The 21,311-nt window shown below is 62.7% G+C and carries 16 protein-coding genes and 1 tRNA gene; 10 read left to right on the top strand and 7 right to left on the bottom strand.

Features of this window, described 5'->3' with window-relative positions; genetic code table 11:
- Window positions 1–4: 4 nt before the first annotated feature.
- Window positions 5–2,632, bottom strand: coding sequence for an alanine--tRNA ligase (gene alaS / locus VFW93_RS09435; RefSeq protein WP_329693744.1), 2,628 nt, complete (start codon window positions 2,630–2,632; stop codon window positions 5–7).
- Between the two features lie 171 nt (window positions 2,633–2,803).
- Here alaS and VFW93_RS09430 point away from each other — a divergent pair, with 171 nt between their 5' ends.
- Window positions 2,804–4,291, top strand: coding sequence for an NAD-dependent succinate-semialdehyde dehydrogenase (locus VFW93_RS09430; protein ID WP_329693743.1), 1,488 nt, complete (start codon window positions 2,804–2,806; stop codon window positions 4,289–4,291).
- 58 nt (window positions 4,292–4,349) lie between these two features.
- On the opposite strand, the gene VFW93_RS09425 is transcribed toward VFW93_RS09430, so the two are convergent.
- Window positions 4,350–6,464: a phosphocholine-specific phospholipase C gene (locus VFW93_RS09425; protein ID WP_329693742.1), complete on the bottom strand. Its 2,115-nt coding sequence runs from the start codon at window positions 6,462–6,464 to the stop codon at window positions 4,350–4,352.
- Between the two features lie 170 nt (window positions 6,465–6,634).
- On the opposite strand from VFW93_RS09425, the gene VFW93_RS09420 reads away from it, so the two are divergent.
- Both VFW93_RS09420 and VFW93_RS09415 read left to right on the top strand, forming a co-directional pair.
- Window positions 6,635–7,330: a lamin tail domain-containing protein gene (locus tag VFW93_RS09420; protein ID WP_329693741.1), complete on the top strand. Its 696-nt coding sequence runs from the start codon at window positions 6,635–6,637 to the stop codon at window positions 7,328–7,330.
- 79 nt (window positions 7,331–7,409) lie between these two features.
- The gene (locus VFW93_RS09415; protein WP_329693740.1) at window positions 7,410–7,643 is read left to right on the top strand and encodes a hypothetical protein; all 234 of its coding nucleotides are present in this window, start codon (window positions 7,410–7,412) and stop codon (window positions 7,641–7,643) included.
- Here VFW93_RS09415 and VFW93_RS09410 read toward each other — a convergent pair.
- Complete coding sequence (locus VFW93_RS09410) at window positions 7,627–9,234, bottom strand: PEP/pyruvate-binding domain-containing protein (RefSeq protein ID WP_329693739.1); 1,608 nt, start codon at window positions 9,232–9,234, stop codon at window positions 7,627–7,629. The two genes, VFW93_RS09415 and VFW93_RS09410, sit on opposite strands and share 17 nt — an antisense overlap.
- Entirely contained in the window at window positions 9,231–11,177 is a 1,947-nt protein-coding gene (locus VFW93_RS09405) for a phosphate transport regulator (protein WP_329693738.1), read from the bottom strand. The genes VFW93_RS09410 and VFW93_RS09405 overlap by 4 nt, the downstream gene beginning before the upstream one ends.
- 267 nt (window positions 11,178–11,444) lie before the next feature.
- Between VFW93_RS09405 and VFW93_RS09400 the strand changes: the two genes are divergently transcribed.
- Window positions 11,445–11,723: a hypothetical protein gene (locus tag VFW93_RS09400; RefSeq protein WP_329693737.1), complete on the top strand. Its 279-nt coding sequence runs from the start codon at window positions 11,445–11,447 to the stop codon at window positions 11,721–11,723.
- Here VFW93_RS09400 and VFW93_RS09395 read toward each other — a convergent pair whose 3' ends face one another.
- On the bottom strand, window positions 11,724–12,365 hold the full coding sequence (locus tag VFW93_RS09395; RefSeq protein WP_329693736.1) for a hypothetical protein: 642 nt from the start codon (window positions 12,363–12,365) through the stop codon (window positions 11,724–11,726). It abuts the gene before it with no gap.
- Between the two features lie 182 nt (window positions 12,366–12,547).
- On the opposite strand from VFW93_RS09395, the gene gshA reads away from it, so the two are divergent.
- On the top strand, window positions 12,548–14,065 hold the full coding sequence (gshA, locus tag VFW93_RS09390; RefSeq protein ID WP_329693794.1) for a glutamate--cysteine ligase: 1,518 nt from the start codon (window positions 12,548–12,550) through the stop codon (window positions 14,063–14,065).
- 95 nt (window positions 14,066–14,160) lie between these two features.
- On the opposite strand, the gene VFW93_RS09385 is transcribed toward gshA, so the two are convergent.
- Window positions 14,161–14,234: transfer RNA gene (locus tag VFW93_RS09385), tRNA-Gly, on the bottom strand.
- A gap of 210 nt (window positions 14,235–14,444) precedes the next feature.
- Between VFW93_RS09385 and VFW93_RS09380 the strand changes: the two genes are divergently transcribed.
- On the top strand, window positions 14,445–15,218 hold the full coding sequence (locus tag VFW93_RS09380) for a hypothetical protein (RefSeq protein WP_329693735.1): 774 nt from the start codon (window positions 14,445–14,447) through the stop codon (window positions 15,216–15,218).
- Window positions 15,219–15,260: 42 nt separating this feature from the next.
- Here the strand turns inward: VFW93_RS09380 and VFW93_RS09375 are convergent, their stop codons facing one another.
- Complete coding sequence (locus tag VFW93_RS09375) at window positions 15,261–15,998, bottom strand: hypothetical protein (protein WP_329693734.1); 738 nt, start codon at window positions 15,996–15,998, stop codon at window positions 15,261–15,263.
- A gap of 157 nt (window positions 15,999–16,155) precedes the next feature.
- Between VFW93_RS09375 and VFW93_RS09370 the strand changes: the two genes are divergently transcribed.
- The 4 genes from VFW93_RS09370 (at window position 16,156) to rbbA (ending at window position 21,310) form a co-directional block, all read left to right on the top strand.
- The gene (locus VFW93_RS09370) at window positions 16,156–16,641 is read left to right on the top strand and encodes a GNAT family N-acetyltransferase (RefSeq protein WP_329693733.1); all 486 of its coding nucleotides are present in this window, start codon (window positions 16,156–16,158) and stop codon (window positions 16,639–16,641) included.
- 126 nt (window positions 16,642–16,767) lie between these two features.
- Window positions 16,768–17,469, top strand: a complete 702-nt coding sequence (locus tag VFW93_RS09365) for a CerR family C-terminal domain-containing protein (RefSeq protein WP_329693732.1) — start codon at window positions 16,768–16,770, stop codon at window positions 17,467–17,469.
- Window positions 17,466–18,476: an HlyD family secretion protein gene (locus VFW93_RS09360; protein ID WP_329693731.1), complete on the top strand. Its 1,011-nt coding sequence runs from the start codon at window positions 17,466–17,468 to the stop codon at window positions 18,474–18,476. Before VFW93_RS09365 ends, VFW93_RS09360 begins: the two co-directional genes overlap by 4 nt.
- Before the next feature lie 17 nt (window positions 18,477–18,493).
- Window positions 18,494–21,310, top strand: a complete 2,817-nt coding sequence (gene rbbA, locus VFW93_RS09355) for a ribosome-associated ATPase/putative transporter RbbA (RefSeq protein WP_329693730.1) — start codon at window positions 18,494–18,496, stop codon at window positions 21,308–21,310.
- Window position 21,311 lies beyond the last annotated feature (1 nt).

Genomic DNA, 21,311 nt, shown 5'->3' with positions numbered 1-21,311 from the left:
AGGCTTAGAGCTTGTCGCTCACCCAGCCCTGCACGCCCGCCAGGGCCTTGGGCAAGCCAGCGGTATCGGTGCCACCGGCCATGGCCATGTCCGGCTTGCCGCCACCCTTGCCGCCCACTTGCTGGGCCACAAAATTGACCAGCTCGCCGGCCTTGACCTTGGATGTGGTGTCGGCCGTCACGCCCGCGGCGATCTGGACCTTGCCGCCTTCGACTGCGGCCAACACGATGGCGGCGGTCTTGAGCTTGTCCTTGAGCTTGTCCATGGTGTTGCGCAGCGTGGCCGCATCGGCGCCTTCCAGCACCGCAGCCAGCACCTTGACGCCCTTGACGTCCACGGCTTGCGCCATCAGCTCGTCACCCTGGCTGGAGGCCAGCTTGCCCTTGAGAGCGGCGATTTCCTTTTCCAGCGCGCGGATCTGATCCATGGCGGCGGCCACGCGGGCTGGCACTTCCTGCGGGGTGGCCTTGATCAGGGCGGCCACGCCGTTGAGCGTGGTCTCCAGGTTCTGGGTATAGGCCAGAGCGGCTGCGCCGGTGATGGCTTCCACGCGGCGCACGCCAGCGGCCACACCGCCTTCAGCCACGATCTTGAACAGGCCGATGTCACCCGTGCGCTTGACGTGGGTACCACCACACAGCTCCTTGGAGGAGCCGATGGTCTGCACGCGCACGGTCTCACCGTACTTCTCGCCAAACAGCATCATCGCGCCGGACTTCTGCGCGTCATCCAGGGCCATGACCTGAGCGATCGCATCGGCATTGGCCAGGATCTCGGCGTTGACCAGCTCTTCGACTTCACGGATCTCTTCGTCCGTCATCGGGGCGTTGTGGGCGAAGTCGAAACGGGTGCGGTCTGCGGTGACCTGCGAGCCCTTTTGCTGGACGTGATCGCCCAGCACTTCGCGCAAGGCCTTGTGCATCAGGTGGGTGGCGCTGTGGTTGCGCACGGTCTTCGCGCGCACGTCGGCGTCCACGCGGGCGTTGATCTTGTCGCCCACCTTGATGCTGCCTTCGACCACGCGGCCGTGGTGGCCAAACACCTCGGCCTGGATCTTCAGGGTGTCTTCCACCACGAAACGGCTGGAGCCATTGCGCAGATCGCCACTGTCACCAGCCTGGCCGCCGGACTCGGCATAGAAGGGGGTGTGATCCAGCACGATGACGGCGTCATCACCGGCATGGGCTTCGGTCACCGCCGCACCGTCCACGTAGATGGCCGTCACGTTGGCAGCATCCACCGTGAGGTGTTCGTAGCCGTGAAAGCCCGTGGCCACGCCGTTGTATTCCAGGCCGGCAGCCATCTTGAACTTGCCGGCGGCACGGGCTTGCTGACGCTGGTGCGCCATGGCGGCGTCAAAGCCGGCCTGGTCCACCGTCACGTCGCGCTCGCGGCAGACGTCAGCGGTCAGGTCAACCGGGAAACCATAGGTGTCGTGCAGCTTGAACGCGGTTTCACCGTCGATCTGCCGGGCACCGGTGGCCAGCGCGCCTTCCAGGATTTCCATCCCATGGGCGATGGTCTGGAAGAAGCGCTCTTCTTCGGTCTTGAGCACATCGGTGATGCGCTTTTCGTTCTGGCGCAATTCGGGATAGGCATCGCCCATCTGCTCGACCAGCGCTGCCACCAGCTTGTGGAAGAACGGGGTGCGGGCACCCAGCTTGTAGCCGTGGCGGATGGCGCGACGGGTGATGCGGCGCAGCACGTAGCCACGGCCCTCGTTGCTGGGGATCACGCCATCGGCCACCGTGAACGAGCAGGCGCGGATGTGGTCGGCAATGACTTTGAGGCTGGGGCTCTCGGGATCGACATCGCTGCCACCGCCCGCTTCGACAGCAGCCTTGGCTGCGGCCAGCAGGGCCACGAACAGATCGATTTCGTAGTTGGCGTGCACGTGTTGCAGCACAGCGGCGATGCGCTCCAGGCCCATGCCGGTGTCCACCGAGGGCTTGGGCAGCGGATGCATCACACCGGCTTCATCGCGGTTGAACTGCATGAACACGTTGTTCCAGATCTCGATGAAGCGGTCGCCGTCTTCATCGGGGCTGCCTGGAGGGCCCCCAGCAATCTCGGGACCGTGGTCGTAGAAGATCTCGGTGCAAGGGCCGCAAGGGCCGGTGTCACCCATCATCCAGAAGTTGTCGGAGGCGTAGCGGGCCCCCTTGTTGTCGCCAATGCGGATCACGCGCTCGGCGGGCACGCCCACTTCCTTGGTCCAGATGTCATAGGCCTCGTCGTCTTCGGCGTAGACCGTGACGGTGAGCTTCTCGGCCGGCAGCTTGAACTCCTTGGTCAGCAGCTCCCAGGCGTAGTTGATGGCGTCACGCTTGAAGTAATCCCCGAAGCTGAAGTTGCCCAGCATTTCGAAGAAAGTGTGGTGACGCGCGGTGTAGCCCACGTTGTCCAGGTCGTTGTGCTTGCCGCCGGCGCGGATGCACTTTTGCGAGGTGGTGGCGCGGGTGTAGGGGCGCTTGTCAAAGCCCAGGAACACGTCCTTGAACTGGTTCATACCCGCATTGGTGAACAGCAGGGTCGGGTCGTCGCCCGGCACAACGGGGCTGGACGCCACGATGGTGTGGCCCTTGGACTGGAAGAATTCCAGGAAGGTCTTGCGGATATCAGCGGCTTTCATGAGGGCTTTCTGCTTTTGTCGCTCGTATCGGAATGCTGCCCGCCCGACAGGGGTCAAGGGCGGAACCTGAGATTATAGGTTTGAGGCGCCCTATCATGGCGGATTGCACCCGACCCGTTTCTGGCGGGCGAGCCGCACGCAAAACCGAGGACAGACAAGAGGACCGACAAGATGAACGAGCGCACTTCTCCCCTGGCGTTGCTTCAAGACCCCACCATGCTGAAAACCCAGGCCCTGATCGATGGCCAATGGGTGGACGGCCCTGGCCACTTTGCCGTGACGGATCCCGCCACGGGCGCCACGCTGGCCGAAGTCGCCAACCTGGGTGCCGAGCAGACGCACGCCGCCATCGCCGCAGCCAACCGCGCCTGGCCCGCCTGGCGTGCGCTCACAGCCAAGGCACGGGCCGCGATCATGATGAAGTGGTTCCACCTGCTGAATCAGCACGCCGACGACCTCGCCAGCATCATGACCGCCGAGCAAGGCAAGCCCCTGGCAGAAGCCAAGGGTGAAGTGGGCTACGGCGCCAGTTTCATCGAGTGGTTTGCGGAAGAGGCCCGCCGCGTGTACGGCGAAACCGTGCCCAGCACGGACCCGAGCAAGCGCTTTCTGGTCATCCGCCAGCCGATTGGCGTGTGCGCGGCCATCACGCCCTGGAACTTCCCCATCGCCATGATCACCCGCAAGGTGGCCCCTGCCCTGGCGGCCGGCTGCCCCGTGGTCATCAAGCCTGCCGAAGCCACGCCCTTGTCGGCCCTGGCCGTGGCCGAACTGGCCCAACGCGCGGGCATGCCAGCTGGCGTGCTCAACATCATCACGGCGGATGCGAGCCAGTCCATTGAAGTGGGCAAGGCGCTTTGCGAAAGCGACACGGTGCGCCACCTCTCATTCACCGGCTCGACCGAAGTGGGCCGCATTCTGATGAAGCAATGCGCGCCCACCGTGAAGAAGCTGGGGCTGGAACTGGGCGGCAACGCCCCCTTCATCGTGTTCAATGACGCCGATCTGGATGCCGCCGTGGAAGGCGCCATGATCAGCAAATACCGCAATGCGGGACAAACCTGCGTGTGCGCCAACCGTTTGTATGCGCAATCAGGCATCTACGATGCGTTTGTGGCCAAACTGGCCGAGCGCGTGGCGCAGATGAAGGTGGGCAACGGCTTTGAAGCCGGCGTGACCCAGGGCCCCTTGATCGAGGCTGACGCCTTGGCCAAGGTGGAAACACTGGTGGCCGATGCCCTGGCCAAAGGCGCCAATGTGGTGACCGGCGGCGCGCGTGCCGACATCGCGGGTGGGCACTTCTACCAACCGACCGTGCTCTCCAACGTGACGGCCGACATGCGCATGGCCCGCGAAGAAATCTTCGGGCCTGTGGCACCGGTGTTCAAGTTCGAAACTGAAGCCGAAGCGATCGAACTGGCCAACAACACCGAATTCGGTCTGGCGAGCTATTTCTTCAGCCGCGATGTGGGCCGCATCTTCCGTGTCAGTGAAGGGCTGGAGTACGGCATGGTGGGCGTCAACACAGGCCTGATCTCGACCTGTGAGGTGCCGTTTGGCGGCGTCAAGCAATCCGGGCTGGGTCGTGAAGGCGCGCGCCAGGGCATGGATGACTACGTGGAAGCCAAGTACATCTGCCTGGGCGGGCTGGACAAGTAAGCCCGAATCCGGGCATCGGCCTGGCACCGATGCCCGCAACTCAGTCAGGCTGGAGGCTTCAGTCGTCCTGGCTGAAGCGCAGGCCGCCCAAGGCCGGGTCGCTGATGCTGTGACGGCCGTTTTCGACGTGGCCCGCCAATTGGCAGGCGTAAGTGCTGTCGCCATCGACCGTCACGAGCAGGTCATACCAGCCGCGTGTGCGCTCCAGTGGCACGCGCATCATGGCCGTCTCACCCACCGACAGGCGGCGTTTCTCGCTGCGGTGGCCGATGTACTGATCAGCCACACGCACCGTGGCGGCATGCTCGCACTGGTTGGTGATGCTCAGAACGACGTCGGCACGGCGCTCGTCGTAGGCGGCACGCACCAGCAGGCGGGTACTCAACTGCGACACACCGCCCTTGAAGGCACGGTAGAACCCGTTGGGGCCATGCACTTCCAGCTGATAGGTCGACAAGCCCAGCGCCTTCACGGGCCACACCCCCGCCAGCGACTTGCCTGGCTCGACCGTGTAAGAACGCGGTGCGTGCATGCCCCTGGCAGAGCGAACCTGATAGACCACGCTGGCCCGCCCCGTGTTGACGAAGTCGATACCAAAAGCGCCATCCAGCACCTTCACGCGACCATGTGCATGCGGCGCGTACGGCAGGGCACGCGCGGGGCGCACACCCTTTTCCTGCTTCGGCAACTGCTGCGTGTCAGGCACCACCAGCGCGTAGTTGGGCTGGCGAGTCAGGTCCGTTGGCAGGTAGGCATCGGTATCCGGCAGCGTCACCGGGGCACGGCTTGGCGACGCAAAATCAAAGGCCGACGTCAGATCGCCCACCACGGCACGGCGCCAAGGCGTGATGTTGCTTTCGCGCAGTTCAGGGTGAGACTTGGCAAAGCGTGCTTCGATGAAACGGATCAGGGAGGTGTGATCGAACACCTCGGAATTGACCCAGCCGCCCTTGCTCCAGGGCGAAATCACCAGCAGTGGCACACGCATGCCCAAGCCATAGGGTGCCTTGGGGTGGCTGCTGTCACCAGGGTAGATTTCATTGACGATGTCAACGGTCGAGCCACCTTGCTCAGGCGTGGCCGCGGGCGTGGGTGGCACCACGTGGTCAAAGAAGCCGCCCTCTTCGTCGTAGTTGATGAAGAACACGGTCTTGCTGAAGACCTCGGGGTAATCGGCCAGCACGTCGATGAACTGCGAGATATACCAGGCGCCAAAATCGGCCGGGAAATTGGGGTGCTCGGTGTAGGCCTCGGGCGCGGCAATCCATGACACCGCAGGCAGCTTGCCCTGGCTCACGTCATTGCGGAAGTCGTCGATCAGACGCAGCGGATCACGGCCTTGCTGGCTGATGTTGGTACCAACCTTGGCGCGGTCGGCCAGGGGATTGCCCGGCTGGGCATGCTGGTACTGGTGCAGGTACAACAAGGCGTTGTCGCCATAGTTGCCGATGTAGGGATCGGACGTCCAGCCCCAGTAGCCATCGGCGTTGAGACCCACGCCCACGTCCTGGTAGACCTTCCAGCTGATGCCCGACTTCTCCAGCTTCTCGGGGAAGGTGGACCAGTCATAGCCCGCTTCAGCGTTGGTGATCACCGGGCCGCCACCCTGGCCATCGTTGCCGCACCAACCCGACCACAGGTGATAGCGGTTGGGGTCGGTGGGGCCCATCAGAGAGCAGTGATACGCATCACACACCGTGAAGGCATCGGCCAGCGCGAAGTGATACGGGATGTCCTGACGCGTGTGGTAGGTCATCGCCACGATGCCCTTGTTGGGCACCCACTGGTCATGGTTGCCCAGGTTCCACGCTGCATGCGTGTCATTCCAGCCGTGAGGTGGGTCCTGCAGGAAGGTCAGACCGACGTTTTCAACGGGCGGGCGGAAAGGCAGCAGTTCCTTGTCGCCATGAGGCTGGTGCCACACCGATTTGCCTGATGGCAGCTTGACGGCGCGAGGGTCAGCAAAGCCGCGCACACCGCGCATGGTGCCGAAGTAGTGATCGAACGAGCGGTTTTCCTGGGTCAGGATGATGATGTGCTCGACATCTTCGATGGTGCCCGTGCGGCGATGCGCAGGAATGGCCAGGGCCCTGGCGATGCTGTTGGGCAGTGCGCCGGCTGCGGCGCCCGCGGCGATCAGTTGAAGGAGTTGGCGACGGCTTTGATCTTGCATGACAGTCCTCGTGAAAAAACTGACCTCAAGGTAATCAGGGGACGTGACGCTCGCATGAAGGCCATGCCGCATTCAGACCAAAGAGCCATAGGGACCACACCCGGCTCATGACCTTGTCACCCAGGCAGCGGATGCTGGTGGGATCAACACCCACATCCCGGAAGTACCCGATGAAGTCCACCACCTTCAAGCTGGCCGCGAAGGCCATGGCTGCCGCAGTGGCCAGCGTTCTGGTGCAAACAGCCCAGGCCGCCATCGTCATCACCGAAGTCGATGCGGCTGGCAGCAGCGCCGCCAACAACGCAGACTGGTTCGAGCTGACCAATACCGGCTCCACCGCTGTCAACATCAGCGGCTGGAAGATGGATGACAACTCCAATGCATTCGTCTCCGCCGTGGCCTTGCGTGGCGTGACCAGCATTGCTGCCGGGCAATCCGTCGTGTTCGTCGAAGGCAACTCGACCGGCTCCACCGATGCTGCCATCAACGCTGCTTTCGTCCAGGCCTGGTTTGGCGGCAATGCCCCCGGCAATCTGCTCATCGGGAACTATGGTGGCTCTGGTGTGGGACTCGGCACATCGGGTGATGCGGTCAACATCTTCACATCGACAGGCTCGCTCGTCACCCGCGTGGACCTTGCCGCTTCCACGCTGGGCCGCTCGTTCGACAACGCTGCAGGTTTGAACAACACGACCCTCTCGACTTTCAGTACGGCTGGCGTCAATGGTGCGCGCTTGTCCGCCAACGGGATTGAAACTGGATCGCCCGGCACCATCGCAGCCGTGCCTGAACCGGAAAGCGTGGTGCTGATGTTGACCAGCCTGGGCATGTGGGGCCTGGCCCGCGCACGGCGCCGTCAAGCTTGACACATGATCCGTTCAGCTCATTGCGTGATCCAGGCCCAGGATCGACAATACGACGCGCGCATTCAAGGCTTGGAAGTACATGAGCATTGACCTGGATTCATCTGATAGCTCGGTCTATCAGCGCACCCACAAAGGACAGATCGTTGCAGCCGGCCAGGCATCATCGATAGACCATGAGCTCATCCTGTGGTTGCGCATGGTCAATGGCCTGACACCCACTCACGCGCTGATGACGTTGGCCGGCATGTCAGCTCAAGACACGCGCATCGTCATCGATCGACTGCTTGCCCTGGGTCTCATTCAGCGCTGTTGAGTTTCGCCAGTCGCGCCAGGAGTTCGACTGGCTCCTCGACCACGGTCTTGGCCGCCCCTTGATAGACGGCGCCCTCATTGCCATCCAGGGTGATCACATCGCCTTCGTGGAAGGTCAGCTCACCGAATGACAAGGTACGAGCCGCTTCATCCAGCGACATGGCGCCACAGCCCACCAGACACACCTTGCCCAGCTGTCGCGCCACCACCGCGGCATGAGAGGTACGCGCCCCTCGTTGCGTCAACAAACCCACCGCGGACGCCAGCGCGGCCATGTCACTGGTCTCGGCATCGCGCCGCACCAGAATGACGGCAGCGCCGCTCGCCTGACGCGAGCGAGCCCGGGCCTCATCAAAGGCGATTTCGCCGATGGCCACGCCATTGCAGGCCGTTGCCGCATGCGCCAGCGGCACCAGGGGCTGCCCATTGTCTGACACCACACGTGTGCTCATCAGTCCCTGGGGCGTCAAACTGGCGGTACGTGCCTGAGCCACGTCTCGTGAGATCAGGCCTTCGTCCAGCAGATCCAGTGCAATGCGTGCTGCAGCCTGTGGCGTGCGCTTGCCTGTTCGGGTCTGCAGCATGTAGAGCCGCCCGTCCTGCACGGTGAATTCGAAATCCTGCATGTCGCCAAAGTGGTGCTCCAGCTGGCTGGCTGCGTCTTGCAGCGAGCGCCAGGCATGTGCGAGCACCGAGGCCATCTCATCATGACCGTGTGCACTGCGACGGCCAGACACCACGTCTTCACCTTGCGCATTGAACAGGAAGTCCACCCAGAGATGAGGCTCACCCGTGGCGGGGTCTCGCGTGAAACCCACTCCAGCGCCGGATTGGCCACCCGCGTTGCCGAACACCATGGCCTGCACGGTCACGGCGGTTCCCAGGTCATCAGGCAACTGGTTGACACGCCGGTATTCACAAGCCTTGGCTGATTGCCAGGACTTGAGCACGGCCGAAATCGCTGCGGTCAATTGAGCCTGTGGATGTTGGGGAAAAGCGTGTCCGGCCTCTCGGGCATACGTGGCCAGACATGCACGTGTGATGGCTCGCAACTCGGCAAAATCCAGATCCCGCTCGTCGCGGCCGCCAGCTACTGCGGCTGTCTCGGCGTCGAACAAGGCGAGATCCAGCCCCGCTACGACTTCGCCGTAAGTCACCACCAGTCTGCGGTAAGCATCCCAGACCAGCCTAGGGTTGCCGGTCTGACGAATCATCCCGGGCACGGTGGCATCACACAAGCCAATGTTGAGCAGCGTCTCCATCATGCCGGGCATGGACACAGGCGCACCCGATCGAACCGACAGGAGCAAGGGCCGACGAGCATCACCCAACCATAGCCCGCACGCATCCTGGAGGGCTGTCAAGCCTGGCACCCAGGTCTTGGGCGTCGAAGCTTCAGCGCGGGTGGCGTCGTCCTGGCAGTAGGCTGTCCCCAGTACAAAGGCGGGGGGCACTGGCAGGTTGATCTGAGCCATGCGCAGCAGGTTGTACGCCTTGAAGCCCATGGTCTGAGCAGTGGCACGCCCCTGTTGCTCATGCCGTTGCTCAGGGCTGCCGCACCCGATCAGATACAGCGCGTTGGCCATGCTCATGACTGCGCTCCCGCCTTGTCGAAGGCCAGTTCCCTGAGCCCGTAGCCTGCAGCCAATAATCGGTCGGATGCCAGTTCCAGCGTCATGGCCAGGTCGTTGGCCAGCATCAGGGAGGGCGCATCGTCAATGGCGTGGAGGATCACACGCCTGGCCTGGCGCAGCAACTCGTCGCACTGACGCTCGGCGCGCAGCACGTTCCAGGTCGCGGCCAGGAAGGCATCGCTGTCGGATGCATCACTCTGGCTGCCCAGGGTGCGCGCAATGGCCAGGGCCTTGATGTGATCCTGCGTGGCCTGCAAGACAGTCTGAGCCAACCTGGACAAGGCCTGCCTCACATCGAGGTTCCAGCCCTTCTGATGATGGTCGGCGATCAGGCTCATCATGAAGGCCGCTTCTTCAAGCGCGTCAGCCACGTCGTCGGACAGCGCCATCAGCCGTGCCACAGGCTGCCAGCGCGGTTGACGCTCCGCCTCCTGTCTGGCTTGCATCACCAGGTGATCGGCGCGACGCTCCCAGGCCTTGGCACGCGCAGCCAGGTCCTGCGCCTCCTCGCGCAAGCTGTCGTGGCCGTGCGCGAGGCCATCACTGACGGCCTGCGCCAGGGCCTGGCAATAGGCAGCGTGATCATCCAGCAGGTCAAACTCCGTCGTGCGCTTCTGCACCTGCCGAGACAACAACAGGCGCGTTTCATCGGCGATCAGCGCAAGAGGCTGACCATGCAACAAGGCCTCGCTGGCCAGGCGCATCACATCCAGCAGGAAGTTCTGCGCCTGAACATCGCCCAACACATCATCCAGTCGATCACCAATGCGGAAGGCCCCGGCACCAGCGGTCTGCATGGCATTGAACACCAGGCGCTCCCCGCCCGCCTTCAACCAGGCCATGTGCCCGACTTCAGCGTGTGCCGCCGCCGTCAACACCGCAATGGCGCCTTCCTTGCTCACGAAATGGAGCAAACGTTTGCGAGCCCGGTTCCAGTCGATCAGGAAAACGATGCTCGCGCCCAGGCCCTCCAGCGTCTGGGCCAACTGCGCCTCGTCCTGGCAAGCAAAGCGTGCCGTACCGACTGAATAGGCGGCCCCTTGGTTGAGGTCTGCCGTCACACGAGACTCGGTCGCGGACCAGGATGCCCCCAGTGGCGCCAGCAAACTCTGGAAGAAGGCAAAGCGGCTGCTGTGCAGATCGGAGTAAGTCAGGCTGATGTCCAGCCCCTTGATGCGCATGACCAGCACGTGGGCATCGTTGGTTCCAATGTCGTTTTGCAGCAGCAACAGTTCACCGTCGCGCGTGGCCGCCGTGTCCAGGCCTGGGTGATCCAGCTTCAATGGCGCCGTGCGGTTGAGCCCCCGCATGAACGCGCTCACCAGCGGACGATCGTCGTCGTTCAACTGCCAGACATGTGCGCCATCGATCACCTCGCTGGCCAGTGAGGCCGCCAGGTGGTTGATCTGCTTGTGCAGATCCATGATCAGCAGGTGCACGCTGTCACCCGCATGTCGGTCACCATGTGTGAGGCTGTGCAGCTGCGATTTTTCCAGTTGTTCGCCGTGCAATGCGTCCAGCCAATCCTGCCACTGGTGTACCCGCAGATGTGGCTCGGCATCATCTGTGCAGGCCTCCAGCACGGGCCTGGCCATGGTGGCCAGATCATCCGCCAGACTGCTGATCAGGCGATCCAGTTCAGGCACGATCAGGATGCCATCGATGCAACTTGCCCCGGAAGGCAGATCATGCAACCAGGTGGCGTTGCCCAAGCCTGCAGCATCCAGCTCACGGGCCAGGTCCAACGCTTCGCGATCGGGATGATCCGCGTGAGTTGCTGCGGCCTGCAATACCGTCAGGTAAACCTTGAGCCTGTCATTGGCGGCCAATGCCGCTTTCACCCATACCGGCATCAACAGGCCACGTTGCCCCAATGACGCCAGCGCTTGACTCTTTTGCATGCTTGCCCCCGAGTAATCCTGCCGCAGAGTCTGCTACCCACGTGTGACGAAAACATGGCAGCGCAGCGCTTCACTGGGGGGAAGTCTCGAAAGCGGTCGGCAGAAACATGACGGGACACCTGGGTGCCCCATCAAGGCGAGGGGGCATTCGGGTTTCACCAGCGTTACCGGCTATTCTGGATTCGAACTGAGGAACTCAGAAAACAGTCAGTGACGACGAAATCTGGCGATGGTGATTGATCATTTTGGCAACTTCCAGGAGCAGACATGCAGCCTTCTTCGTCACACCTTCATGACGCTGTTTTCGAGCGAACAGCGGCAGGACAATCTGCGTTGCTGGCAATTCATTCATCGCTGAACGCCAGCGAAAGGCGCTTGCTTGCCGTCCTCAACGGTTTCACGCCACTGACGGCATTGCGTGCACTGCTGCACGACGAGGAATTGACCAGTTCGGTCATCCAGAAGATGGCCGCCTCGGGGCTCATTCGGGCACCCGAGCATCAAGCGCAGCATTTTTTCCTGGGCTGGCCTTGCGCCAGAGCCTGATCAGGCTGGCTCGGCCAATACAGCCGCGTGAGCCTCGCCCACTTGGGACGAGGGCTTGGCAGAGGTCTGGCGCCCCCATGTATGTGTGTTCGACACATCCACGCCAGCCATGGCCTCGCTCCAGTCAACAGCCTGAATGGTGTGCCAGTCGCGGCCCAGGCGCACCGGGCCCTGGGCGTCCATCAGTACCACCATGGAGCCTTCAATCAGTGGCGCGGTGAGCGCCCGAAACCCTTGTGATCGGATGATGCTGGCTGCCTGTGCATCCGTCAGATCGGCCAGCATGTCGTGCAGCAGGCGCGCCAGTTCCGACGTATCACTGCGCGACGGATCCTGTGGCGCCAGATGGGCGATGCTGCCGTTGTGCATCAGAAGCATGCCCGGCCGCACGACATAGGGGTGGGCCATGTCCTGGTTGACCTCACCATAGGTGGCGCGGCGCAGGTGCAGGTAGACCTCTGCGTCCAGCGGCAACCTGGCGTTGTGTGCAATCAATTCCCGCAAGCACAGACCGCGCGACCACACCACCTTGCCGTTGGCGAGGTGGAAGGTACCCCAACCGTGGGAATTACGCTGCCATGCGTTTTCCAGGAAGTCGGCAGTGATGTGGCGCCCCAAGGGCTTTTTGATGATCAGACACATGTCAAGGGTATTCTGGACAACAGGCCATGCCGTCATATCGGCAGGAACAAGCTGAACCATAGGCTGTTCCTGATATCCCGCAAGAAATGCTCCATCAGATACATATGCAGCGAGCGCATGATCTGCAAGGTTTGTCGATCTCTGATAACTTCGCGCCTCGACATGAATTGAGGAGATTGCGTTTGACCAGCTTGCATGAACGTCTGCGCGCACTGCCCCCGGAGAGCCTGGCTGGCATCCGACGTGGTATCGAGAAGGAAAGCCTGCGCACAACTCCGAGCGGTCAACTGGCGCTGACGCCTCATCCCCCAGCCCTGGGCTCTGCGCTCACCAACCCCCATATCACCACTGATTTCAGCGAATCTCAGGTGGAGGTGGTGACAGGCGCGCACAAAAGCGTACAGGACTGCCTGCAAGAACTGACCCGCATTCATCAGTTTGTCTACCGAGCCATCGGTGACGAGCTACTGTGGGCAAGCAGCATGCCCTGCGTGCTGCCACCGGATGACGACATCCCCATCGGCCAATATGGATCGTCCAATGTTGGCAAAGCCAAGAGTGTCTACCGCATGGGCCTGTCGCATCGCTACGGCAGGCGGATGCAAACCATTTCCGGCATCCACTACAACTGGTCCATGCCGGGACTCAGCAATGAAGACTATTTCGGCCTGATCCGCAATTTCCGCCGGCAATCCTTCTTGTTGCTCGTGCTGTTTGGTGCCTCCCCGGCCGTCAATGCGGACTTCGTGAAAGGCCAACCTCACGGCCTGCAACCATTGGGCGAGCACACCCTGTATCTGCCACACGCGACGTCGCTGCGAATGGGCCGACTGGGCTACCAAAGTGATGCCCAGAGCTCGCTGGCCGTCAGTTACAACGGGCTCAAAGGTTATGCCGCCTCGCTTCAAAACGCCCTCACACACGCCTATCCGCCCTACGAGGCGCTCGGCATCCAGGATGTGGACGGGGCATACCGGCAGTTATCGACCTCATTGCTGCAGATTGAAAACGAGTTCTACAGCACCATCCGCCCCAAGCGCGTGATCCACACGGGTGAGCGCCCCCTGCACGCCCTTCGTGAGCGCGGCGTGGAATATGTCGAGGTCCGGTGCATGGACCTCAACCCCTTCCTGCCGGTTGGCATCGACGAGGACACGGCCAGATTTCTCGACATGTTTCTGCTGCACTGCCTGTTGTCAGACAGCCCGCTGGACACGCCCCAGGAGATCGCGGCGCTGGTGCGCAATCAGCAAATCGTGGCAGCGCGCGGCCGCGAACCCGGGCTGCGCATCGACAAAGACGCACAGCAGATCCCTCTGACTCAATGGGCCCAAACCATTCTCGCGGAATGTGAACCGATCGCGCAGGCACTGGATGCGCTCCAAGGAGGAGACTCGCACCAGCGCATCTGCCAGGCGGCCAACGCGGCCTTGCTTGATCCATCCTTGCTGCCCTCAGCCCGCGTCGTCACAGCCCTGCAGGGTGCCCCGGGGGATGGTCATGCAGGCTTTACCAATGCTCGATCGGCACAAATTCGGGAAACACTGATGGCGACAGCGTTGCCTGCTGAGACGCTCGCGCGATTCAAGGAGCAGGCTCAGGCATCGTTGACAGAGCAGGCGACCATTGAAGCCGCTGACAAGCAGTCTTTCGAGGACTTTCGCAAGGACTACATGTCCGAGCGGCATCTGGTCGTCTGAATGCCCGTGATGGCTCGCGCACCTGCGAGGCCTGATTGACAGCAGAAACACGATGAAAAAAGGCCAGTCTCGGACTGGCCTTTTCAATTCACATGTGGAGCGGGTGATGGGAATCGAACCCACGTTATTTGCTTGGGAAGCAAGAGTCCTACCATTGAACGACACCCGCGTGTGCGCCATTCTAGCGTGATCCAGATCACAGTCTGCGCTCCGGCCTCATTCATAAGCGTCGAAAGCACCGCTTTGTTGTCGCCCGGACCACACGGCACATCACGCCATATCGTGAACAAGTTGACCGGCGCCTTTTTGCGTGAGGGCACACGCATGCCACAACGGAGCGCTTCTGTCATCCTTCGATCAAGGTATCAAGGAGTATCAGATGGTCAGCACCTCAATCAGATCCGGTTTGCATGTCGCGTCGGTGGCCATCGGCGTGGTGGCGGCATCGTTCAGCACGCAAGCAGCCGCCATCAACGTGACGCTGCCCACCACCAACATTCAAGCCAATTCGCAGTACACCTTCAACAGTGATACGCAGGATCTGATGCAGAACATGGGCATCAGTGTCCGCGCGTTGGGTAACAGCAAGCAGACCACACCTGGCCTGTGGTCCTTCTCGATGCCGGTCACGGACGTCAGCTTGTCGATGTCCCTGCTGCCCCTGAACATTTCGCCCACGGCTGGTCATGCCAGTGGCTCGGCGTTGGGGATCTACAGCGAGGAAGGTGGCCTGCAACTCGCCAACTTTGCGCTGGATTTCAAGCGCAACGTGCTGTCGGCTGACTTCATCAGCAAGGCGGGCACCACCAGGAATTTCGACGTCTACAACTTCAACGTCGAACAAGGCTTGCACGTCTCCACGTCAGGAGGCCTGTCCATGCAGATGTCGCTCACGCAGATGAAGCTGACGACGGGCGCGCAGTCTGCGTTCATGCAAGCGCTGGTGCTGCCCGACTACGCCATTGACGTGCTGGGGCAACTCGACTTCGGTCGGCTGGACATCAAGATTTCGCCAGCACTGCGCTTCAACGTCTCGGACAAGCCTTACACCGCCACGATGGCAGCGCCTGTGCCCGAGATTCCCAGCGTGGGCATGCTGGCTTTGGGCATGTTCGGCATCGCCATTGCGACGCGACGCAAGCTGAACGCCTGATGAGCGGCGCCGACCACGGTCGGCACACGCCCTTCCGTCAGATCAGAACTCGCCGCTGTTGTAAGCGCGGCGCACTTCTTCCAGTGCCTGCTCCAGCTTGGCGGGCGTACGGTCTGCCGGATTCGTCTTGGCCTGCCACTCGCCATAGGCGGTGGCCATGCGGCGCTTGAGTTCCGTCTGGCGCGTCTTGGCCTGCATCTGCTGCTCGTCTTCGGTCATGGGCGCGATGCCATTGAGCTTGCCTTGCAGCTCTTCCACCAGCTTGTTGCGCTTGTTTTCGTCCGGTTCGATGTCAGCCAGCAGCACTGCGCCCATCAGATTGGCCTCAATGGGTGTGAACTCACCCGTTGAGAGACGATCAGGCAACTCGGCCAGCAAGGCCTTGGCGGCGCTTTGACGGCGCTTGGCATCCTTGGTTTCGTCCAGCGTCTGCCAGGCTTCAAAGGTGTGTTGGTAACGCAGGTAACCAACAATGCGCTCGGCCTCCTGCTTGGGCTGCCCCAGCTTGGCCATGATGCCGTTCAGGGTGTTCCAGTCTTCGGCCTGAACGTCGGCAGGTCGGCCATCGGCCAGGACTGGAACCTTGAGAGCGGCCCCCAGATCATCCGAGCCTACGCCAGGCTGAACCCAGCCCGCACCGCTGGCCTTGTTGTCGGCCAGGACCACGCCGGCGTGTTCATCGGACGATCCCGTGAACCAGTAAATGGCGCCTGCTACCCCTGCCACCACAGCCACGGCCGCAGCGATCTGCCAGGACTTGGAACGCTGATATGTAATCATGAATACTTGACCTCAAACGGCCTACGCCTCAAAAGGCAGCAGTTTGCACGAAGCCATGGTCAGATTGCGTGACCAGTGGCGACTGTCTGCAAAAAACACCTCAGGTTAAACGCTCACTTCCGTCGTGACACGCCCATCCAAACCACTGATTCGCCCCATGGCACACCAGGATCTTGCTGCCGTGCTGGCCATCCAGCAACAGTGCTATCTGCCCGCATTCCATGAGCCGCTTGTGGCTTTCGAATCCAAATGGGCCGCATCGCCCGACACCTGCTGGGTGGCAGAGCAGCAGGGCCAGGTCTGTGCGTATCTGGTGTGCCTGCCCATCGAGGGCGGCAAGCTGCCTGCGCTGCATGCCAGCGCATTTCAACGCAGCATCACGCCTGACTGGCTCTATCTGCACGATCTGGCCATCGGACCGCAAGCGCGTGGCACTGGGCTGGCCCCCATGCTGGTGAGCGAGGCCCTGACCCGGGCGAAAGACCTGGGCTTGCAACAGGCCGGCCTGGTTGCCGTGCAGGACTCCAGCGCGTTCTGGAGTCGGTTCGGGTTCGCCATCAATGAATCGGGGCAGCAAGCGAGCGGCGAGAAACTGGCCTCTTTCGGCACAGGCGCGGTGTTCATGAGTCGTCCGATCGACTGACCGCCGACGCGGGCACGGCGCCGTGCCTGACGCAAAAGCGAGCCGCGTCAACAAGCGCTTGACCTGGGTCAAACCCTTAGAAATTCAAAGTCATACGATCGACTGACTTTGATTTCAGATCGTGCCATGTCCGCTCCCGCCCAGCATGCCAGCCGAACACCGGACGCTTCCCGCGGCGCCCAGGCGCGCGAACGCATGATCCTGGCGGCGCTGGATCTGTTCGGCAAACATGGGTTTGACGCCACCACCACGCGCATGATCGCCCAGGCCGCCGAGATGAACCTGGGCGCCATTCCCTACTACTTTGGCTCCAAGGACGATCTGTATGCCGAAGCGGCGGGCTACCTGGCCGGCTTCATCGAGCAGGAACAAGCCGCACCGCTTCAGTTGCTCAAGGCGCAAAGCGCCCGAACGAATGACGTGCACCAGTTGATCGACCAGGTCATGGCGTTCATGCTCACGCAAGCCCGCCTGCTGCTGGCCGACAAGGTGCCCGCCAGCTGGATCCAGTTCTTCCTGCGCGCACAAGCCGAGCATGGCGAAGCCTTCGAGCGCATCTTTGCGCAGGTGGTGGAGCCCATGCAGCAGTGCCTCACCGACATCATGGCGCGCATCATCCAGCGCTCGCCTGACGATTTCCAGACCCGCGCCCTCTCCTTTGTCGTGCTTCATCAATTTGTCTGCTTCCGTCTTGCAGACTCGGTCTTGATGCGTCGCATGGATTGGGACGCCATCACCCCCGAACGCGTCGAACAGTTGCTCGACGTGATCGCCCCTCATCTGCGCGCTCAGTTGTTGAGCGCGGCCCATCTCCCTGTCCACCCATGAGCAAGAAAACCAACACCTGGCTGATCCTGGCAGCCCTGACCTGCGTGGCCGGCAGCGTGGCCTGGTGGGTCAACAGCCATCGCGATCCGATTCCTGCCGGCCTGGTGCGCAGCAACGGGCGGCTGGAGGTCGAGCGCATCGAGATCGCGGCCAAGTACCCAGGACGCATCATCGAGTTGCCCGTGCGTGAAGGGGATATCGTCAAGGCCGGCGACCTGATCGCCCGCCAGGACAGCACCGAGCTGGTCGCGCAACGCGCCGCCGTGGAAGCTGCCCGCCAGCGTGCAAGTCAGGCCATGCAACGCGCGGCGGCAGAAACCGAAGTCCGCAAAGTCATGGCACGCATGGCGCAACTGGAGTTGGATCACACCACGAAGTTGAAGCAGGACGCACTGGTGTCCGGCGCCGAAGTCGAGCGCCGGCAGGCCCAACGCGATGGAGAGAACGCTGGCGTCATGGTGGCCACGGCAGCCATTGGCGAGGCCACCGCCGCCCGCGCCGAAGCCGAAGCGCAAATGAAGCGCCTGGACATCGCCATCGAAGACATGAGCCTGCGCGCGCCCGTCAAAGGCCGCATCGAATACCGCGTGGTGGAGCCTGGCTCCGTCATCCCGTCCGGCGGCCGCGTGGCCACGCTGCTGGACACCTCCAACGTCTACATGACCGTGTTTCTGCCCACATCGGTGGCCGGCAAGCTCAAGGTGGGCGATGAGGCCCGCATCGTGCTGGATGCCGCCACGCAGTTCGTCATCCCCGCGCAGGTGTCCTTTGTGGCGGGTGAAGCGCAGTTCACGCCCAAGTATGTGGAGACCATGTCGGAGCGAGACAAGCTGGTCTACCGCGTCAAGCTGCAGGTGCCCACGGAAGTGGCCGCTCAATATGCCGCCTATGTGAAGGCAGGCCTCACCGGCTATGGCTTCGTTCGCTCGGATGCGTCTGTGGCCTGGCCCGCCAAGCTCAGCGTCAAACTGCCTCCGGCCGAAGCCGCCTCAGCCGCCCAACCCTGAGCACAGGCCACACCATCATGAACCGGCCTGAAGCCGACAAGCCCGTGGACGCCGCGCAGCAGGTGGCCGTCAAGGTCACGGACCTGGGACACACCTACGGCGCCACGCGTGCCATGGACCACGTCAACCTGGCGCTCCCGATGGGCAAGACCATCGGCCTGGTCGGGCCTGATGGCGTGGGCAAGTCCACACTGCTGTCCATCATCGCGGGCGTCAAGCGCATCCAGCATGGTCAGGTGGAGGTGCTGGGCCTGAACATGGCCGACGCCAACAACCGCGCGCAAATGGCGCCGCGTGTGGCCTTCATGCCGCAAGGCCTGGGGCGCAACCTTTACCCGACGTTGTCGGTGGCCGAGAACATCGACTTCTTCGCGCGCCTGTTCGGCCAAGGCGCTGCAGAGCGCGAAGCCCGCATCCAGCGCCTGCTGGACGCCACCGGCCTGGCGCCTTTCCGAGACCGCCCCGCCGGCAAACTCTCGGGCGGCATGAAACAGAAGCTGGGCCTGTGCTGCTCCCTCGTCCACGACCCTGATCTGTTGATCCTGGATGAGCCCACCACGGGTGTGGACCCCTTGTCACGGCGCCAGTTCTGGTCGCTGGTGGAAACCTTGCGTCGAGAACGCCCGGGCATGACCGTCATCGTGGCCACGGCCTATATGGAAGAGGCCGAGCGCTTCGAATACCTCGTGGCCATGGACGCCGGGCGCATCCTCGTGTTTGATGAAACGTGCGCGGTGCTGGAGCGCACACCAGAGAAGACGCTGGAAGCGGCCTACATCGCCTTGCTGCCCCCGGAAAAACGCGGCAGCGGCGAGCCATTGGTGATCCCGCCTCGCGCCCACACCGACGGCCCGCCAGCCATTGAGGCACGTGGCCTGACACGCCGCTTTGGCGACTTCATCGCCGTCAACAACGTGAGCTTTCGCATCGAGCGCGGCGAGATCTTCGGCTTCCTCGGCTCCAACGGCTGCGGCAAGACCACGACCATGAAGATGCTCACCGGCCTGCTGGACATCAGCGACGGAGAAGCCATGCTGCTGGGTCAGCCCATCAACGCCAGGGACCTGGCCACGCGCATGCGTGTGGGCTACATGTCCCAGGCCTTCTCGCTGTATGAAGAACTGAGCGTGCGGCAAAACCTGGCGCTGCATGCCCGGCTGTATCGCCTCGAAGGCACGGCGGCTGATGCAGCCATTGAAGACGGCCTCCAGCGCTTCGATCTGGCCGAGCACGCCGAAGCCAACCCCATGGCGCTGTCTCTGGGCATGCGCCAGCGCCTGCAACTGGCTGCGGCCTGCCTGCATCGCCCGGAGGTGCTGATTCTGGATGAACCCACCTCGGGCGTGGACCCGGCTGCGCGCGACATGTTCTGGCGCCAGTTGGCCAAACTGGCACGCGACGAACAGGTCACCATCTTCGTATCGACCCACTTCATGAACGAGGCTGAACGCTGCGACCGCATCTCGCTGATGCACCGTGGCACGGTGCTCGCCGTGGGCACACCGCAGGAACTGCGCGACAGCAAGCAGGCCGACACACTGGAGACCGCCTTCATCGCCTACCTCGAACAGGCCGACGACACCGTGCAGGCCGCGCAGGCAGCCTCCACCGTGAAGGCCGAGGCGCCACAGACCGGGCAACAAGCCGCACCATCACCAGCCGGCGGGGCGTCGACACAAGCCAACCACCAGCGCAGCAATGGCACGACCCTGTGGCTGTCACGCATGTGGGCGTTCGCCCGCCGCGAAGCCATGGAGCTCAAGCGCGACCCGATCCGCCTGACCTTCGCCATCCTGGGCCCCATCATCCTGCTGGTGACCGCTGCCTGGAGCATCTCCTTCGACATCGAGCACGTGGCGTTTTCGGTGCTGGACCACGATCAGAGCTACGACAGCCGCCAGTTGATCGAGCACTTTGCCGGCTCGCGCTACTTTGAACAACGCGAGCCGCTCAGGGACATGGCCGACGTCAACCGCGTGCTGCAGGCCCACGACGCCGCGCTGGTGGTGGAGATCCCGCCGCATTACGGGCGTGACCTGATCGGTGGCAGGCGCCCCGAAGTGGCCTTCTACATCGATGGGGCCAGCCCCTTCACCGCCGAAAACGTGCGGGGCTACGCCACCGGCATCGTGCTGGAACACGCCATGCGCTTCGCCCGAGAGCAACCGGGGCTGACGCCCCCCACCCTGCCTGCCAGCCTGGAACCGCGCTTCTCCTACAACCAGGAGTTCCGCAGCATCTACGCCTCCACGCCAGGCCTGCTGATGCTGTGCCTGATCATCATCCCGGCCATGCTCACGGCCCTGGGCGTGGTGCGCGAAAAAGAGATGGGCTCCATCATCAACCTGTATGCCTCGCCGGCCAGCGTGGGCCAGTTCCTGCTGGGCAAGCAACTGCCCTATATCGCGCTGGCCATGGCGAGCTTCCTCACGCTGGTCTTCCTGAGCATCGTGCTGTTGCAGGTACCCTTGAAAGGCAACTTCTTCGCGTTGGCGCTCGGCGCCTTGACCTTCGTGTTTGCCACCACGGCGCTGGGTCTGCTGATCTCGGCCTTCCTGCAATCACAGGTCGCCGCCTCTTTTGCCTCAGCCATCATCTGCCTGATTCCCTCGGTGAACTTCTCGGGCCTGCTCTACCCGGTGTCCACCCTCACGGGCTCGGCCTTGTGGGTAGGCAAAGGCTTTCCGGCCTCGTGGTTCCAGTTGATCAGCCTGGGCACCTTCACCAAGGGATTGAGCTTTGACAGCTTCGTGCCCATGTACGCCGCCTTGACCGGCTTCGGCCTGCTCTACCTGGGGCTGGCACGGGTGCTGGTCAGAAAGCAGGAGGGTTGAG

Source organism: Aquabacterium sp. (genome assembly GCF_036279675.1).
Lineage (GTDB): Bacteria > Pseudomonadota > Gammaproteobacteria > Burkholderiales > Burkholderiaceae_C > Aquabacterium.
This window is presented reverse-complemented; position numbering and strand designations above follow the sequence as displayed.

Coding starts and splice junctions, on each gene's coding strand:
- VFW93_RS09375 (WP_329693734.1), bottom strand. CDS start 15,998: ATGATTACATATCAGCGTTCCAAGTCCTGGCAGATCGCTGCGGCCGTG.
- VFW93_RS09360 (WP_329693731.1), top strand. CDS start 17,466: ATGAGCAAGAAAACCAACACCTGGCTGATCCTGGCAGCCCTGACCTGC.
- VFW93_RS09380 (WP_329693735.1), top strand. CDS start 14,445: ATGGTCAGCACCTCAATCAGATCCGGTTTGCATGTCGCGTCGGTGGCC.
- VFW93_RS09370 (WP_329693733.1), top strand. CDS start 16,156: ATGGCACACCAGGATCTTGCTGCCGTGCTGGCCATCCAGCAACAGTGC.
- VFW93_RS09365 (WP_329693732.1), top strand. CDS start 16,768: ATGTCCGCTCCCGCCCAGCATGCCAGCCGAACACCGGACGCTTCCCGC.
- VFW93_RS09425 (WP_329693742.1), bottom strand. CDS start 6,464: ATGCAAGATCAAAGCCGTCGCCAACTCCTTCAACTGATCGCCGCGGGC.
- VFW93_RS09405 (WP_329693738.1), bottom strand. CDS start 11,177: ATGCAAAAGAGTCAAGCGCTGGCGTCATTGGGGCAACGTGGCCTGTTG.
- VFW93_RS09430 (WP_329693743.1), top strand. CDS start 2,804: ATGAACGAGCGCACTTCTCCCCTGGCGTTGCTTCAAGACCCCACCATG.
- VFW93_RS09420 (WP_329693741.1), top strand. CDS start 6,635: ATGAAGTCCACCACCTTCAAGCTGGCCGCGAAGGCCATGGCTGCCGCA.
- VFW93_RS09400 (WP_329693737.1), top strand. CDS start 11,445: ATGCAGCCTTCTTCGTCACACCTTCATGACGCTGTTTTCGAGCGAACA.
- VFW93_RS09395 (WP_329693736.1), bottom strand. CDS start 12,365: ATGTGTCTGATCATCAAAAAGCCCTTGGGGCGCCACATCACTGCCGAC.
- rbbA (WP_329693730.1), top strand. CDS start 18,494: ATGAACCGGCCTGAAGCCGACAAGCCCGTGGACGCCGCGCAGCAGGTG.
- VFW93_RS09415 (WP_329693740.1), top strand. CDS start 7,410: ATGAGCATTGACCTGGATTCATCTGATAGCTCGGTCTATCAGCGCACC.
- alaS (WP_329693744.1), bottom strand. CDS start 2,632: ATGAAAGCCGCTGATATCCGCAAGACCTTCCTGGAATTCTTCCAGTCC.
- VFW93_RS09410 (WP_329693739.1), bottom strand. CDS start 9,234: ATGAGCATGGCCAACGCGCTGTATCTGATCGGGTGCGGCAGCCCTGAG.